Genomic DNA, 15,870 nt, shown 5'->3' with positions numbered 1-15,870 from the left:
CAGCCAGTTAAGCGGCAGGCTACAGGAACTACTTAATAGAGCCAGCTTAAAAATCTTGTTTTGAGATTTTTAAGCTGGCTCTATTAGTGTAATTCACAATCCAAATGTCCTTAGCTATGAGCAACTAGCGACCGTTGATAAGCATCTTTATTGAGGATAATGACTGCAACGCTAAATAGGATTAATCCAATCACTGTCATCCCTGCGTTGCCAAGGATTCCTTTATCAAAGTTATAACCAAAGTAGTCTGCAAAGCTCGCACCAACTGGACGGGTTAAGGTGTAAGCCAACCAGAAGGAAGCAATCTCCGCAAAACTATTTTCTTTCGGCCGGAATATGAGGCGATAAGCAAGAATCATGACAAATAATGATCCTAGTAGTAATCCCGTGTTCAAGAAGCCGAGCCCAAGTCCGCTTGAATCGACATTGTAGCTTCCCGATCTAGACGTTGCAAGCCAGTCTCCAGCAGCTGTTCCCAACATGAAGGTAGCAGCGACTGTCAGCCAGTAAAAAGTTTCTTGCGTTCCGGAAATAATTCGGTGGATAGACAGGTCTTTTGTGGTGATGTACCATGCCGCAAAGAAGATGATCAACAGAGCAGCAAAGATTAACGTTGTTTCCATGTAATGAAGACCCGTGAGTGATTTGAGGGTATCCGCTGAAAATGTCCCAAATACAGCTAGTAGGCCAACTGAGTTCCAATAGAAGATTGGTTGGTACTTGTTGGTGTGCATTTGAAGCGATAAGAATATTAAGAAAAGTGAGAATGACCAGCCGACTGTAAAGAGTTCGCCAAGCGTCTGATTTGTTTGCCCAAAAAGTTGGGTTGAGAAGTCGGACGCTGATTCTCCTAACATCGTTGAGATGAGTTTGGCCAGCCAGAATATCATTGTGATTGCGGGAACCTTGTTTTCAAGTGTTTGTTTCATCTTTTTCACCTTATCTTTTTGAGGAATTTAGGGTAGGAGCTAACGACGGCGTTATGAACAATAAATATGCGGACAATTAAAGGAACTGCACGCCATTACTTAGTTTGTTGCTTGGCCTAGATGGCGCCATTTTTGCTTCGGTAAAATAACGGTAAGAATGACATGACTAAAGTAACTGATCAGGCCGAACAGTGAGATGAGGACACCACTCATTAGGCCAGGAACGTGGTATACCATACTAATTTTACTGGTGGTTGTCTTGAGGGGGATTGCAATGAAATTCCGGAGCACCTTTCGATAACTAACTTGGCGATTATTGACTTTAATGGACCAACCAGCATCATATGGAATAGCTGTGTATAGCCAGTTCTGATTTGAGTTTGTCCGGGTTATGGTGCCGTGAATCTGGTTCTGCCTCATTGTCGGCTGAAAAGATTCAGTGGCTAATTTGGCTGCTAATTGTTTTAATTGAGCCGTGTTCAAGCTTTGAAAGTGAACCCTTTTAGCCAGGCCACGATCCTGAGTGCTTCCACTTACGATTAGCGGGACACCTTTTTTTACTGAACCCAGTTTGACTAAATACCGTTTATGAAGTGTATTTGAGATCGTTGAAAGATGGGTTCCGTTAATTGTGATCGTTGAATAATCAAAGGTCTTGTCAGAGGTATCCAAATATAAAGGACCGCTGACCTTGGGGTTAATTTTAAAACTGTATCGAAAATGGTCTGCTCCACTCGTTTGAGACCGCTTCTGTTGAACAATCGGTGCTTTGATGAGGTAAGGCGTTGAAGAGCGGTTGATACTTTGGAGAATTGTTTCTAAATTTGAAAAAATATAGCCTTGCCTGAGCTTAGCGGTCATGAATTGATTAGACACGGGGAACCCCATTCCAATATATGTCTGATTCAGTTTAGGCAATGAAGGTTTGCTGATGGTGTATTTCACGCCAAGAAGCATGTTGGCAATGGCGGTAATCCCGGCGTTGCTGATTCTTCGTTGGTTTTTACTGAACAGGCCAAACATTTTTAACGTTTCCCGGGTCGATTCATTTAGAGTGGAACTATATTCTTGAATGCCGTTGAAATTAAAGAGCATTGCATCATTGTAACCAAGGTAATTTTCCTGAAATGCAGGAGCTAATTGACTGCTCATTACATTGATCCGATAAAGAGTTGGCTGAGGATTCGTGTAAGGGGATAGTTTCTTAGATTCTTGGGTTACAGTATCCTGATAGGTTTGTTGATTCCCAAAGGGTTCACTTCTTAATGTGTAAATGAAATTGGTTCCCATTTCCGCTAATACCAGGATTCCGACGGCTAGCTGATAAAGTCGTTGGTTTGAAAGGAATAGGAACCCTGAGAAGACGAGAACTAACCCGATATTCACTATCAAAATAGGAAAAGAGTTTGGTTGCAAGGCCAAATAACTGTTCAGGGGACTAGAACTCCCCCATCTGATAAACAGAAATCCTGCTACAAGTAAACTTATGACCAAAGCCATAATGAGCAGCTTGGCCCGATTGGGGATCAAGTTTGGATGGTTAATCCAAGACTCATAAGCCATCGTCACCATCACGAAGCTTAACAAAAATGAATATCGAAATGGGGACCCAGATGGTTCGCTAAACATATGCCAAGCAAGGTTAATCGGGCCAATGAGCATACTCAAAATAAGGATGATCAATGAAAAGCCGGTTCCTAATTTATGGCGGCGAGAAATTGACGGTTGAACAAAATAGGCACAAACCAGCAGGCTGATTGCAATTGAAGAAAAGATAGCTGGCGAATGAAGCAGCCGATTCGTGTAGGTCTGACTGCCAATTCCGATTCCGGAAAAGATTTCTGGGCCAAATTGGGGTCTGCTCGCGTAGGTTAAGCTGGAAATGCTCTTCGGTGCCGTTTTAGCGGTTTGTAACATTCCCAGTGCGGAAGGCAACAGGACAACTGAACTTGTTAAAATTGCACAAACCTCTGTCAATACAAAAGGTTTAACGAATTGCTTGAGTGAGAAGCCGCCATGAGTTGCCATAATCACACTTGAAATCGCATAGATGATGGAAAAAATACCAACCATGTAGCCAATGTAATAATTTGAAAGAATACAGATAGTCAGCCAGATAAAGAGTTGGGTGCCCGTTTTGTGGTTGACTATCCGATCGATTCCGTGGCAAACGAGGGGTAAATAAATCAATCCGTCCAACCACATGATATTGACGAAATTGGCAGTGATATAGCCACATAGGCTAAACGCTACCGCAAAAGTCACGATCATCCAGTCAGTCCTTTTAAAGTGGCTGGATAAGAAAAAGCTCATGGTCATAGCAATGGCAGTGATTTTCAATATGAGGATATAGGTAACGGCCGTGGGTACCTGACTGGTCGAAAAAAGTAACAGGAGTAAGTTAAATGGGCTAAATAGATAGTAAGAAATTAGTGGAAATACGTTCTCACCAATTCCAGCTGAAAATGAGAAAAATGAAAACTGGTTTGTCATGATCGCGTGGCGTAAGTAGCTAAAAAACGGTGAGTATTGAGCACCCATGTCGCCAATTAATAAGTTCTGGCTGCCGAACGGCGTGATTTGAAAAATTGCTAGAACAATGCTTATACAGATGAGTGAGAGAGTGCCCGAAGCGATCACAATTGATCGGAGTCGTGGCTTTGACGTTTCAAGTCTCATGATTGAATTCCTCGCTTTGACTTGATGAGTTGAGTTAAATCCAGCTGTTTTTGCCGAAAGACTGTCAGGATGGTTTCACACCATAGAACAGCGAACAGGGCTCCGCCGATGACATCTGTGGGGTAATGAACTTGAAGATACATTCTTGAAATGGCAACCAGCCCGAGCCAAAATAGTAGGACCATCCCGGTGAACATTCTCAGGCGAACCGAAGACAGCAGTTTTAGCCCAAATGCCATGATCGTAAACACAAAGATCACCGAACCAATTACGTGCTCGCTGGGGAAACTATATCCTGATGAATTAATAATGAGTGTGGTTGGACGGGGCCGTTGGATAATCAGTTTAATTAACAAGCCAACGATGTCTCCCGTTACGGTAGTGGTGATGGTGATCAGCGATTCATAAATTTGGTGGGAATGCCAAAGAATGATTCCCAGCCCGATTGATAATAAGCCAGTAATTATGGGGCTTCCGGTCATCGCAACCATTTGAAAAAGGGCTGTTCGTTGGGATGTGATGTAATGGCCAAAATAGTTGAGGGTATCCATATCGAAGAAAATCAATGGCGAGTTTCCCAAGAAAATAGCGATGGAGAGGATAATGAATAGTGCCCAGCCGATCGTCATGTAGGGATGGGCGATTCTTTTTTCTAGTTGCATCATATTTCTCCTTAATTGTTAGTGCTTATCTCGAATAATATAGTGGGGTCGTTGCTTAGTTTCTAAGTAGATTTTTCCGATGTAATCGCCGACAACTCCTAAGTAAGAAAGCTGAACGCCACCGATTAGCGCAATTACCAAGGTATAACCCAGCCAATTTGCAACTACCGTATGGAAAAAGGCGGCCTGAATGAAAATGGTGGTCAAGCCAGCCAAAGAGCTCGTTAGTAAAAGGATTCCCAGCCAGGTTGCAATTGCCAGCGGAACATTGGAAAAATCCATGATCCCCTCCATCGAGTAGGCAAAGAGCTGCTTCATGGACCAATGGGTTTTACCAGCAACCCGATCTCGATGACGGTATTCAAGAATCTTCGTTTTAAAGCCGATCCAACTAAAGATGCCTTTTGAAAAACGGTTATACTCTGGCATCGAAAGAATGGCTGTGATGACTGGGCGCTTCATCATTCGAAAGTCTCGAGAGCCGGCAGCAATTTTAACTTTTGAGATATGGTTCATGACTGCATAGAATTCATCGGCCAAAAACGAGCGGATTTTTGGTTCGCTGGTTCTGTCGATGCGTTGGGCGGTGACAATATCATTATCGGTAGTTGCCAACGTCCTAATCATCTGGGGAATTAGTTCCGGTGGATCCTGGAGATCAACGTCCATGACGCAGACATATTCTCCCTTTGCCTGAGCCAGTCCAGCTAATAATGCCGCTTCCTTACCAAAGTTACGACTGAAATCAATATAATGAACGGTTTGGGGATGCTCAACATTGAGCTTGGTTAATTCATTTTTAGTGCTATCATTGGAGCCATCATTGATAAACCAATATTCCCATTCATACATTGGATATTCCTTTTGAAAGTCATTTAAAATTGTGGCGACTGTTTTGAAATAAATCGGAATGGATTCCTGTTCGTTGTAGCAGGGGATAACAAGTGAAATCAGGGTCATAAAAAAGCCTCCTCATGATTCGTTTAGTCAGCTATAATCTGATGGATTAACTAACAGATACAGAGTAAGACTTGCGGAGAGTTTGGAATACAGACCGAAAAAAAGAATAATCTGAGAATTTATCAGATAGCCTTAATGGTTGGCCGACTAGGGAGACTTGTGTATGGTTTGAAAAGTGATGACATTATTCTGATCATTTAACAAGCGGCCGGGACATATACTACTTTTTAATTGATGATCATTCACTTAGATCGCCGTCACCACCTAGATCAAAGCTGCGCCAAACGGATGATCCCCGCCATTTACTAAAAAGGACCAACTATTCCAAAATCAGGAATAATTGGTCCTTTTCGTTAAATTCTGGGATCAAAACGCCAATTGTCGCAGTCTGTTTGTTAAATGTTGGGCGAATTGTCCTAATTGATCATTAAATTGAGTTAAATCGTCAGTTGCTTTCTTATCAAAGTAAGTCCAATTGGAATCAACGAGATAATGCCGACACCAACCGTAATCAATTCGAAGTTGGCTTTTACAAAAGGAATTGTTCCCAAGAAAAAGCCACTAAGGGTTGTGAACATGACCCACGTAATCCCACCGGCAATGTTATATTTTGTAAAAGTTTTTGTCTGCATCTGACTCATTCCGGCGGTAAACGGAATGACGGTCCGAATAATGGGGATGAAGCGGCCTAAAAAGACGGCGGCGTTCCCATGATGAGTAAAAAAGGTTTGCGCTTTTCTTAGTCTTTGCGGATTGAGAAGTCTTGATAATAACCGGGAGGCCGTAATTCTTCTGCTAAAGTGTTTACCCAGCTTGAAATTGATGAAGTCACCCACCGTCGCAGCAATTGATAAGATGATAATTAGTTGGACAATATTGAGTGAATGACTGAGAGCTGCCAGTGATCCACATAAAAATAAAACCGAGTCTCCAGGAAGAAATGGTGTTATGACCAAGCCGGTTTCTGAGAATATCAACAAGAAGAGTAGTCCATATATCCAGGGTCCAAAGCTGGCCATGAGTGATGGAATGAGGACGTTTAAGTGAAAATCAGCTGCAAGTATGGATGTTATCAAAATAGTCACCTCATTTAATTTAATGAGGTCAGCATAAATGCTTTTCAAGAAAAGTTAACGGGTCATTTGATGAGCGTTATCTGATAGAATCTCAGATCATTTCTTGGGACTGGCATTAGTAAAGAGAAGGTTAAAGCTTGCCCCGTGTGGCTGGACATCGGCTACAGTGATCTGAATATCATTCAAGTTGGCGAGTTGAGAGGCAATCGCTAAGCCCAGGCCGTTGCCATTGATTTCACTGTTATGGGCAGGATCACCACGATAAAAGCGATCAAAAATATGGGGCTTGTCGTTATCTGGAATGCCAGGCCCCTGATCCTGAACTGAGAGGATGGTAACAGCAGCCTTTTTTACGATCAGAACCCTAATTTTAGAGTCCTCTGGGGAATACTTACCGGCATTGTCAATCAGAATTGAGATAATTTGGGAAATGTTGGTCTGGTTGGCGTAAACGACTGCCGGCTGTTTGCCCGAAGCTTCAATGGCTTGCTTGATAACGACCCGCTGTTCTTCAACCGTTTCATTCACAATTCCTGCCAAGTCAAAGTAGCTCTTTTGGACAACTTCATTATCGGCTCTTGATAAGACCAATAAACTATTCACGAGTGATTGCATCTTTAAAGACTCATCGTCAATAAAATGCAGGGAACGATCGATGATTTCTGGATGTTGTTTGCCCCGTCGCTTGACGAGCGAGATGTGACCCCGAATTGCGGCGATGGGGGTTCGTAATTCATGGGATGCATTAGAAATAAAGGCTTTTTCTTTTTTATTGTTATCAATAATGGCAGTTAGTAATTCGTTGAAGCTCATTGAAAGTTCGCGAACCTCCAGTGGGGTATCCGGAACTGGTAACAAGCTTTCAACTGCGACAACCGATTTGCTTTGGTCACGGGCGGTTGACTGAAGCATTTCTAATGATCGCGTTAACCGTTTTGCAACTAAGGAAATCAGCCACCAACCTAAAAGTAGGCTAATTATTAGGACAACTAAAACGACCAACATGACGGAAACCAGGGTATTGACAATTGGTGTCAAACTTAACCAGATTTCTGAGCGAATATCTTTTTGTGCACCATGTCTAATGCCACTGCGATAATATAAAATACCATAGTCTTTGGTGTAAACAAGTGCCGGAATAAACGGTAAATGTAACAGTTTGGAAAGTTTGGTTTGTTTAAGTGATAAGAAATGTTGAGTTCCCTTTGAGTAAAAGAGCTTAGATTCACCGCTTGAATGAAGCTTATCGGTTACCCGTACATAGGTATTTTGGGTGTTGATGCTACTATTTCGCCGCCATTGGTTCCAGTCAGGCTTATCATCAATGAAGGATCGATTGAGACTTTTTAGTAATTCGACTGATTCAGTCTGGCTTTGATGGACTAAATTGACCCCAACAACGGTGACAACTGCTGCTCCAGTAAATAGGGCAAAAAAAGTAAACAGAATAATAAAATTATGACGAATGGCTTGAGAAGTAGTTCGATTTTGTTTTTTTGACAACTAAGTTCTCCTATTCTTGATAATTGCCGGTCAGGACATAACCAATTCCGCGCACGGTATGAATCAGCTGGTGGGGATAGTTACGATCGACTTTGTTACGAAGATAGCGAATATACACGTCCACCACGTTGGGTTGGCCTTCAAAATCAACTCCCCAGACAGAATCAAGCAGTTCATCACGGGTCAGCGTTTCGCCGCCATGTCGAATAAGCGTCAAAAGCAACTCATATTCACGCTGGGTTAATTGAATTAAGTTATTACCACGAGTTACTTGCCGAGATTTGGTATTTAACGTTAAGTCCTCCACCGTATAAAGAGAGCTTTCTTGAGGATGGCGATTTTCATGACGAAGGATGACCCGAATTCTGGCCAGTAATTCCTCGATTTCAAATGGCTTGGTGATATAGTCATCGGCGCCACTGTCAAGGCCAGCCACCTTATCGCCAATGTAATCTCGGGCAGTCATCATGATAACGGGGATATCATCGTTTTTCCGGATTCTTCGGAGAACTTCCAGTCCGTCTAACTTTGGTAACATCCAGTCTAGGATAATAAGGTCCAGTGTCCCTCGGTTATTATCGTAGAGATTCAGCGCCTGCTCGCCATCTTTGGCTAAAAAAACTTGATAATCTTCAAATTGTAGTTCAGTGACCAAATAAGAGCTCAAAGCTTCCTCATCTTCGACTAATAAAATTGTATTTGTCACAAGTGATCCCCTCATTTTTTGATAGTTAAAATAAAGACAACGGTGGGTGAAATTGATCTCAATGCGTTAAATTTGCCTCAACCTCCTAGTTGGGACGTGGGCGCAGTATCAAATTAGTTGAAATGGACTGTCAAGGCAAGGAAAAATGAACGATCATTAGTCAAAAAGTCGGCAATTCCAGAGATAGTTGTCTGATCGTTAGAAATTAGTGGTCAGTTCATAATGACCATTCTGGTATTATTAGTGACATCATAAAACAGTAAATGATTAATGACTAGCGAAGTTAAATAAAATGATTCTGAGAATTTATCAGAATCATTTTTGGAAACTATCATAAGAAGGGACTGGTCATTTTTCTCCGTCAAGATAGTTGGAAAGCATCTTCTTAAGTTGAAGATCGGGAGCTAAGAATCACGCCCTTGCATTTTCCAAGATTTGGTTCATCGCCGCATCAGCACCACTTTTATACATTGATCCAAACTTATTAGTATGGACCATCAGATAATAGAGTCGGTAAAAATTAAGACGCTGATTGGCCCCGGGATCTAGTGGGTAGGCGGCGTTATAAGCGGCGTAAAAGTCGGCATCAAAACCACCAAAGACCGTGGTAATTCCCAAATCAAATTCGCGATCGCCGTAAAATGCGGCCGGATCGATCAAAGCGGGTTGACCATCTGCGAGGAACATGTAGTTGCCGCCCCAAAGGTCACCGTGCAGCAGCGAAGGTTCACTTTGGTGCTCAGCTAAAGCAGCCAAAATGACTTGACGCACCCGTTGATATTTATCGTCGTCACGCTGAGTCCATAGATGTTTGTCGAGGATCATTTGGCGTAATTTGTCGAGACGGCGATTAACAAACAGGTCGCTCCAGGAATCTGTCCAGCTATTGTCGAAACTCTCATCATTGCTGACATAACCGAGATTGTAACCGAATTGGCCATTCTTGCTGTGAACGTGATGGAGTTTTGCAACTAGTTCGCCCAAGTCTGCCTGACTGCCCTGACCTTGTTCCAAGTAGTTGAGGAGCAGGTAGGCATCGCCATCAATTTGACCATTGCCTAATACTCTTGGTGCGAGAATGTCATTTTTTTCGAAGTCTTTTAAGCCGGCAATTTCGCCAGCGTAAAAAGTTGCCGGTTGGTGTGGTTGGGTTAACAGGAAGTAAGTTTCATCGCCTGCTTCAAGCCGGTACGCGTTGTTAACGTCACCGCCGCCAACTCGAACCAGTTTCGTAATATTTGAAATCGGTAATTGTGATAACCATTGTTTATCCATTCATTCATCACCTCTGGCTACATTGTAGTTGATTGATCCGAGTTTCGTAAATGGTTACTGGTAAATTGGATTGAATCCATTATTTTTTCGGGGTAAGATTGATTCAACTAATCAAGCACTGAATAGAAAGGAGTTCCCAATGAGTTACCTACAAATTGCGAAGCCACTACGGCTGCCAAGTGGAATCAACGTTAAGAATCGATTTTTTAAGTCGGCAATGAGCGAAACAATGGCTGGAGAAGATGGCCAACCTACCAAAGCGATCGCCAGTTTATACCATCAGTGGGCGCTGGGTGGAGCTGGAATTGTTGTGACCGGAAACGTTATGGTTGATCGTAAAGCAATGGCTGAGCCCGGAAATGTGGTTGTGGATGATCAAACTGATCGAACGGCTCTGAGTCGTTGGGCTGAGGCAGGAAGAACGAATGGGACTCAATTATGGCTTCAGCTTAACCATCCCGGCCGCCAATCACCCCGGATCTTCTCGGAACAACCTGTTTCCCCCAGTCCAATTCGCGTGACTGGACCAAACCGATCGTATTTTTACGAGCCACGAGAATTGCGCACCGATGAAGTTCGCAAAATCATTGCCAAGTATATCCATGCGGCTGAAATCGCTCAGCTGGCTGGCTTCACCGGGGTTCAGCTCCACGGGGCGTTTGGGTATTTAATTACCCAGTTTCTCTCTAAAAGCACAAACCAACGGACCGATGAATACGGCGGAACTTTCGCAAACCGAATGCGCTTTTTAATCGAGATTTACCAAGGGATCCGTGAGAGTTGCGGTGTGCGGTTTCCGATTAGTCTTAAATTGAGTCTAACCGATCTTAGCCTAAATGGGTTCACCAAAGATGAGATGACCGCTGTTATTCAGAAAATGAGCGATCTTGGAATCGACCTAATTGAAATTGCCGGTGATAACTACGAAAATTCTGAACTGGGTTTTTCCGGGTATGCCCATATGATCCATCAACTGGTCGATGTGCCAATCGTCATTAGTGGTGGCTTTAAGAATATTTCAACGATGGAAGAAGCTTTGGGGCGCAAAGATACTGATATGATTGGCATTTGCACGGCTGCAGTGGTTGCTACTGATCTGCCCAACCGGATTCTCCATGACCGTTATCAACCAGTTACGGTTGGTTTTACTACAGGCAATAAGCGGCTGGATGCCAAGTATAAGTCGCTCATGATTACCAGTTACTGTGAGCAGCAAGCTAGAAGAATTGCGACAGGCAAACCAGTTCAGCTTTACACCAATGGCTGGCGGGCAATTGCGGCCTGCATCGGAATGCACGGGAGAAAGGGACTCATTCCAAGACGACCGGTGTAAGGATATTGGACATTTCTTCTTGAACTTTTCACATGAAAGGGGTATTCTCTTTTTAAAGTAAATTGTACTTTAATTTTGCCCAGATAAAAGTAATTTTTACTTTTAAACAGGAAAGGAGTTTATCATCATGGATCATGTGAATCAAAGATCAACGTCCTTTACCTTCCTGATTATCGGAACGGCTTGGATGTTTGATGCCATGGACGTTGGCTTGTTGTCGTTTATCATGTCAATCGTTCATAAAGAATGGTTGTTGACCAATTCTCAAACTGGCCTGATTAGTTCAATTAGTACGGTGGGAATGATTTGCGGTGGCTTCTATTTCGGTAGCCTGGCAGATCGAATTGGCCGGAAGAATACATTGATCATCACGTTGTTGACTTTTTCGATTGGGAATTTAGTGCTCGCTGCCGCACCCGGATTTTATCTATTTTTAGCTATTCGATTTGTTGTTGGGATGGGCCTTGGTGGTGAGTTGCCCGTTGCCGCCACTTATATTGCGGATATTTATCATGGGACTAAGCGCTCCCAGATGTTGATTTTAGCCGACAGTTTTTGGGCAGTTGGCTGGTTATTGGCTTCGTTTCTGTCGTTGCTGTTTGCACCAGTATTAGGGTGGCGCGGGATCTTGGTTCTGACTGCCTTAGCCGGCTTATTCGCATTGGTGCTTAGACGGCATATTCACGAAACTCATGTGGTTCCCAAACAGTCCCATGAATGGCGGGCAACCGTTAAAGCGGAGTTTAAGCCTTGGACGCTCACATTGTGGCTGGCTTGGTTTATGGTGATGTTTAGTTACTATGGGATGTTTATGTGGCTGCCGAGTATTTTAGTGGACAAGGGATACGGGATCGTTAACAGTTTTGGCTATGCAACGATCATTGTTGTGGCGCAATTGCCGGGTTACTTCTGTGCGTCTTGGCTGGCTAAACGAATGAAAGTGAAGTATGTCTTTTCGATTTACATGCTGGGAACGGCCGTCGGGGCAATTATGTTTGGTCAGTCGACCACCGCGATAATGATTGTGATTGCCGGCTGCATTTTGTCATTCTTTAACCTTGGTGCATATGGGGCCATTATTGCGCTGACGCCGGATCTTTATGAAAGTACAATCCGGGGAACCATGACCGGAATTGCTCAAGGGATTGGCCGAATCGGCGCAATTATCGGACCACTACTCGTTGGGATTTTGATGGATCACCAAATTGGCGTCAATATTGTTTTCCTGATTTTTATGGTTTCACTGGTAATTGGGGCAATTGCGGTATTAAGCCTACCAGTTTCCACGGCTAGGGAAGGCGATCGGGATGAATAACATTTTGTTGAAAGAGAAGATTACGGAATTTCTCAAAGAAGATATTAATTTTGGCGATCTAAGCCTTGAATACTTTGATGGTTCAAAGGTCATTAACGGTTCTTTTATCGCCAAACAAGCTGGGATTGTTTGCGGTCAAATGATTCCGCAAAGTACCTATGACTTGCTTGGCAAAGCAAGCTACACCCCGCTGATTAAAGATGGTGATTCGGTAGCCAAGGGAATGGTGATTGGTAAAGTCGAAGGTCAAGCAGCAACCCTTTTAACCGGGGAACGAGTGATTTTAAATCTGATGCAGCGAATGAGTGGGATTGCCACCAAAACTACCGATGTCATTAAACGCTTAGACGATTCGACAATTAAAGTAACCGATACTCGTAAAACGGCTCCTGGTTTGCGGTTATTCGACAAGTACGCTGTTTCTGCCGGTGGTGGCTTCAATCATCGGTTTGATTTAACGGGTGCGGTTATGTTAAAAGACAATCATATTGCTTTGGCCGGTGGAGTGAAAGAAGCTTTGGCCATTGCTCATAAGAACGTTGGACCGCTAACCCCTATTGAAATCGAAGTGGAAACTAAAGTCGAATTAATGGCGGCAGTTGAAGCTGGTGCCGATGTGATTATGTTTGATAACCAGTCACCGGAAACCATTAAAGAGTGGCGGCAGCTGGTTCCTGATTCAATCAAGATTGAAGCCTCCGGTGGCATAACTGAAGAAACCATTAGCCGCTTCAAGGGCTGTGGTGCTGATTATATTTCAATCGGAAACTTAACTAATGACGTGTCACCACTTGATATTAGTTTTTTGGTGGCTGGGGCGATTAAAAAATAGTCTAGACTGGGACAATCGGCGATTTGATCCCAGAATTTAAGCCAAAAAAGTAATGCATTCTGGAGTTTTTAAATGCATTACTTTTTTTGGCTTAAATGGCGGGGATCAGCCGTTTGTCGCAGCTTTCATCCAAGTAGCCACGGTGAATGATCATCGATTGAAAATTAATATATGCCCCGTCCATTTTCGATGATCATTATTTTAAATCCCTGAAAATTTCTTGCATCCGACTTTCAATATCGTAAAGTTCACCGGCATATTTCTGCAGGCTGGCGGTGTGCTTGGCGACTTTATCGGCTGGGACATTAGTCTTATAACGCAGTTTGTGTTCCAGACTCGCCCACATATCCATGCCAATTGTGCGAATTTGGACTTCAACCGGCACATCAAAAACACCGTTGGACTGGAAAACGGGAACGGAAACCACAATGTGCAAACTTCGATAACCACTTGGCTTGGGATCTTGGATGTAGTCTTTACGTTTGAGCAACGTAACGTCTGACTGCCGGACAAGCGCATCTTCAACTTTATAAATATCCTCGATGTAGTTGGTGACCACCCGGATCCCAGCAATGTCGTGGATGTTTTTGTCGATGCTTTCAATCGTTAACGGATAGCCCTTCTTCTGAACTTTCCGTAGCAGACTGTTAACGCTCTTCATTCGCTCTTCCATGTGGTGAATTGGATTGTGGTCGTAATTCACTGAATACTCATCATCTAGATTCTCAAGCTTGGTGCCGATTTCATTTGCACCAGCATGGCGGAGCTGGTAGATGGCGATTAGGCCTTTGAAGTCGCCAATTTGATCCTTTAATCCAGATCGATTCAATTCTCTGGTAATTTGTCTGACGTTTGGAAAATTATTGCGTTCAAGTATCATGTCGTCACCTCATTAATTTCTAATACATTGATTATACATCTTCCAATTGGTAGCACTTTAGAATAATATAATTATGTAACCACTTTCGAAATACGCTTAATAACTTAGATTGGAGAACTCATATGGCCAACAAATTCATCTTTAAACCGACCAACATTGAACAGTTGAAGGATACATACGATATCATCATCATCGGGTCCGGAAGCGCCGGATTAACCGCTGCTTTGGAAGCTCACAAATTAGGCAAAAATCCCGTTGTTTTAGAAAAGATGCCAACGCTGGGTGGCGATACTAAGCGCGCTTCCTCAGGAATGAACGCGGCTGAAACCTTTGTTCAAAAAGAACATGGCATCAAGGACAGCGTTCAGAACTTTTACGATGAAACGTTTGTCGGTGGAGGCAAAACCAATGATCAGGACCTGCTCAAATACTTTACGGCAAATGGTGCTGATGCGATTAAGTGGCTGGCTGATGAAGGCATCAAGCTAGATGACTTAACGACAACCGGTGGAATGAGCGTTCCCCGAGCACATCGGCCAAGTTCCACCGCACCAGTTGGGGCCTTTTTGGTAAGTGGCCTATTGAAACGGATTGCGGACGAGCAGATTCCAGTCTTTACCGGTGTGACCGTAACGAAGTTGAATGAGGCTGATGGTCGGATCAGTGGCGTGAAGATTACGACCAAAAATGGTGAGGCCATCATTACTGCTCCTGCGGTTATTCTCGCTACCGGCGGCTATGGAGCGAGTCCCAAATTACTTAAAAAGTATCGGCCGGATTTGGTGAAGTATAAGACAACCAATCAACCCGGCAATACTGGTGATGGCATCTATTTAGCTGAACAAGTTGGCGCCAAATTGGTGGATATGGATCAAGTCCAGGTGCACCCTACGGTTCAGCAGGACACGGATCACGTTTATTTGATCGGTGAAACTGTTCGGGGTGAAGGGGCAATCCTGGTCAATCAAGCCGGCCAAAGGTTCGTAGATGAGCTGACGACTCGTGATAAGGTGACCGCGGCCATCAATCAACTCGACGAAGGCGGTGCCTACCTCATTTTTGATCAGGGGATCCGTGATCGGGTAAAGGCAATTGATTTTTATGACCACGTGGGATTGGTAAAGTCGGGCGAAACGCTGGTTGAGCTTGCAACCACGACTGGTCTGCAGGCTGATAATCTAGAAAAAACAGTTTCAGATTGGAATCAAGCAGTTGCCAGCAAGCACGACCCACAGTTTGGCCGGACAACTGGAATGAACCGGGAAATTGATCACGGACCATATTTTTCAATTCACATTGCTCCGGCAGTTCATTACACCATGGGTGGGGTTAAAGCCACGCCGAAAACACAAGTTGTGAACAATGACGGCAATATCATCGGGGGGTTATTTGCAGCCGGTGAAGTGGTCGGCGGACTCCATGGCAATAATCGAATCGGCGGTAATTCAATCGCTGAAACGGTGGTATTTGGGCTACAAGCGGGTCGGCAAGCAGCAAAATACATTAAATAGGCATTAAGAGGCTGGGGAATATGTTGATTCCCAATCAGTAACCATCATTTGGATCACCACCGATACTCAGATAAAAGCTGCGACAAACGGCTGATCCCGGCCATTTAACAAGAAAAAACCAGTTATTCCTGATGTTGGAATAACTGGTTTTTCTCGTTAAATTCTGGGATCAAAACGCCTATTCCTATAGAAAGTCAAACTTACTATTT

At 43.6% G+C, this 15,870-nt stretch carries 13 protein-coding genes; 4 read left to right on the top strand and 9 right to left on the bottom strand.

Annotation, left to right across the window (positions count from 1 at the left end; translation table 11 throughout):
- Window positions 1-110 precede the first annotated feature (110 nt).
- The 8 genes from FD12_RS04605 to FD12_RS04570 all read right to left on the bottom strand — a co-directional run bounded on the left by FD12_RS04605 (window position 111) and on the right by FD12_RS04570 (window position 9,790).
- A complete protein-coding gene (locus tag FD12_RS04605) occupies window positions 111-929 on the bottom strand; it encodes a COG4705 family protein (RefSeq protein ID WP_054747810.1) in 819 nt (272 codons plus the stop codon).
- Between the two features lie 99 nt (window positions 930-1,028).
- The gene (locus FD12_RS04600; RefSeq protein ID WP_056981937.1) at window positions 1,029-3,608 is read right to left on the bottom strand and encodes a YfhO family protein; all 2,580 of its coding nucleotides are present in this window, start codon (window positions 3,606-3,608) and stop codon (window positions 1,029-1,031) included.
- Entirely contained in the window at window positions 3,605-4,270 is a 666-nt protein-coding gene (locus tag FD12_RS04595; protein ID WP_056981934.1) for a phosphatase PAP2 family protein, read from the bottom strand. The genes FD12_RS04600 and FD12_RS04595 overlap by 4 nt, the downstream gene beginning before the upstream one ends.
- 18 nt (window positions 4,271-4,288) lie before the next feature.
- A complete protein-coding gene (locus tag FD12_RS04590; RefSeq protein WP_054747802.1) occupies window positions 4,289-5,230 on the bottom strand; it encodes a glycosyltransferase family 2 protein in 942 nt (313 codons plus the stop codon).
- A 437-nt stretch (window positions 5,231-5,667) separates the two neighbouring features.
- The gene (locus tag FD12_RS04585) at window positions 5,668-6,315 is read right to left on the bottom strand and encodes a VTT domain-containing protein (protein WP_307725448.1); all 648 of its coding nucleotides are present in this window, start codon (window positions 6,313-6,315) and stop codon (window positions 5,668-5,670) included.
- A gap of 87 nt (window positions 6,316-6,402) precedes the next feature.
- Window positions 6,403-7,809: a sensor histidine kinase gene (locus FD12_RS04580; RefSeq protein WP_056981933.1), complete on the bottom strand. Its 1,407-nt coding sequence runs from the start codon at window positions 7,807-7,809 to the stop codon at window positions 6,403-6,405.
- A gap of 10 nt (window positions 7,810-7,819) precedes the next feature.
- The gene (locus FD12_RS04575; protein ID WP_056981932.1) at window positions 7,820-8,515 is read right to left on the bottom strand and encodes a response regulator transcription factor; all 696 of its coding nucleotides are present in this window, start codon (window positions 8,513-8,515) and stop codon (window positions 7,820-7,822) included.
- A gap of 411 nt (window positions 8,516-8,926) precedes the next feature.
- On the bottom strand, window positions 8,927-9,790 hold the full coding sequence (locus FD12_RS04570) for a fructosamine kinase family protein (RefSeq protein WP_056981931.1): 864 nt from the start codon (window positions 9,788-9,790) through the stop codon (window positions 8,927-8,929).
- A gap of 139 nt (window positions 9,791-9,929) precedes the next feature.
- Between FD12_RS04570 and FD12_RS04565 the strand changes: the two genes are divergently transcribed.
- From FD12_RS04565 to nadC, 3 genes are all read left to right on the top strand, one after another.
- Window positions 9,930-11,123 (top strand): oxidoreductase, encoded by a 1,194-nt coding sequence (locus FD12_RS04565; protein ID WP_054747800.1) that lies wholly within the window; start codon window positions 9,930-9,932, stop codon window positions 11,121-11,123.
- 127 nt (window positions 11,124-11,250) lie between these two features.
- Entirely contained in the window at window positions 11,251-12,438 is a 1,188-nt protein-coding gene (locus tag FD12_RS04560) for an MFS transporter (protein WP_054747798.1), read from the top strand.
- Window positions 12,431-13,270, top strand: a complete 840-nt coding sequence (gene nadC, locus FD12_RS04555; RefSeq protein WP_056981929.1) for a carboxylating nicotinate-nucleotide diphosphorylase — start codon at window positions 12,431-12,433, stop codon at window positions 13,268-13,270. Before FD12_RS04560 ends, nadC begins: the two co-directional genes overlap by 8 nt.
- Before the next feature lie 196 nt (window positions 13,271-13,466).
- On the opposite strand, the gene FD12_RS04550 is transcribed toward nadC, so the two are convergent.
- Entirely contained in the window at window positions 13,467-14,150 is a 684-nt protein-coding gene (locus tag FD12_RS04550) for a GTP pyrophosphokinase (RefSeq protein ID WP_054747794.1), read from the bottom strand.
- A 122-nt stretch (window positions 14,151-14,272) separates the two neighbouring features.
- On the opposite strand from FD12_RS04550, the gene FD12_RS04545 reads away from it, so the two are divergent.
- The gene (locus FD12_RS04545) at window positions 14,273-15,661 is read left to right on the top strand and encodes a flavocytochrome c (RefSeq protein ID WP_054747792.1); all 1,389 of its coding nucleotides are present in this window, start codon (window positions 14,273-14,275) and stop codon (window positions 15,659-15,661) included.
- The last annotated feature ends 209 nt before the right edge of the window (window positions 15,662-15,870 follow it).

This window comes from Lentilactobacillus rapi DSM 19907 = JCM 15042 (assembly GCF_001436255.1).
In the GTDB taxonomy this organism is placed as follows: domain Bacteria; phylum Bacillota; class Bacilli; order Lactobacillales; family Lactobacillaceae; genus Lentilactobacillus; species Lentilactobacillus rapi.
The sequence above is the reverse complement of the archived record's forward strand: the minus strand, read 5'-3'. Positions and strand labels throughout refer to the sequence as shown.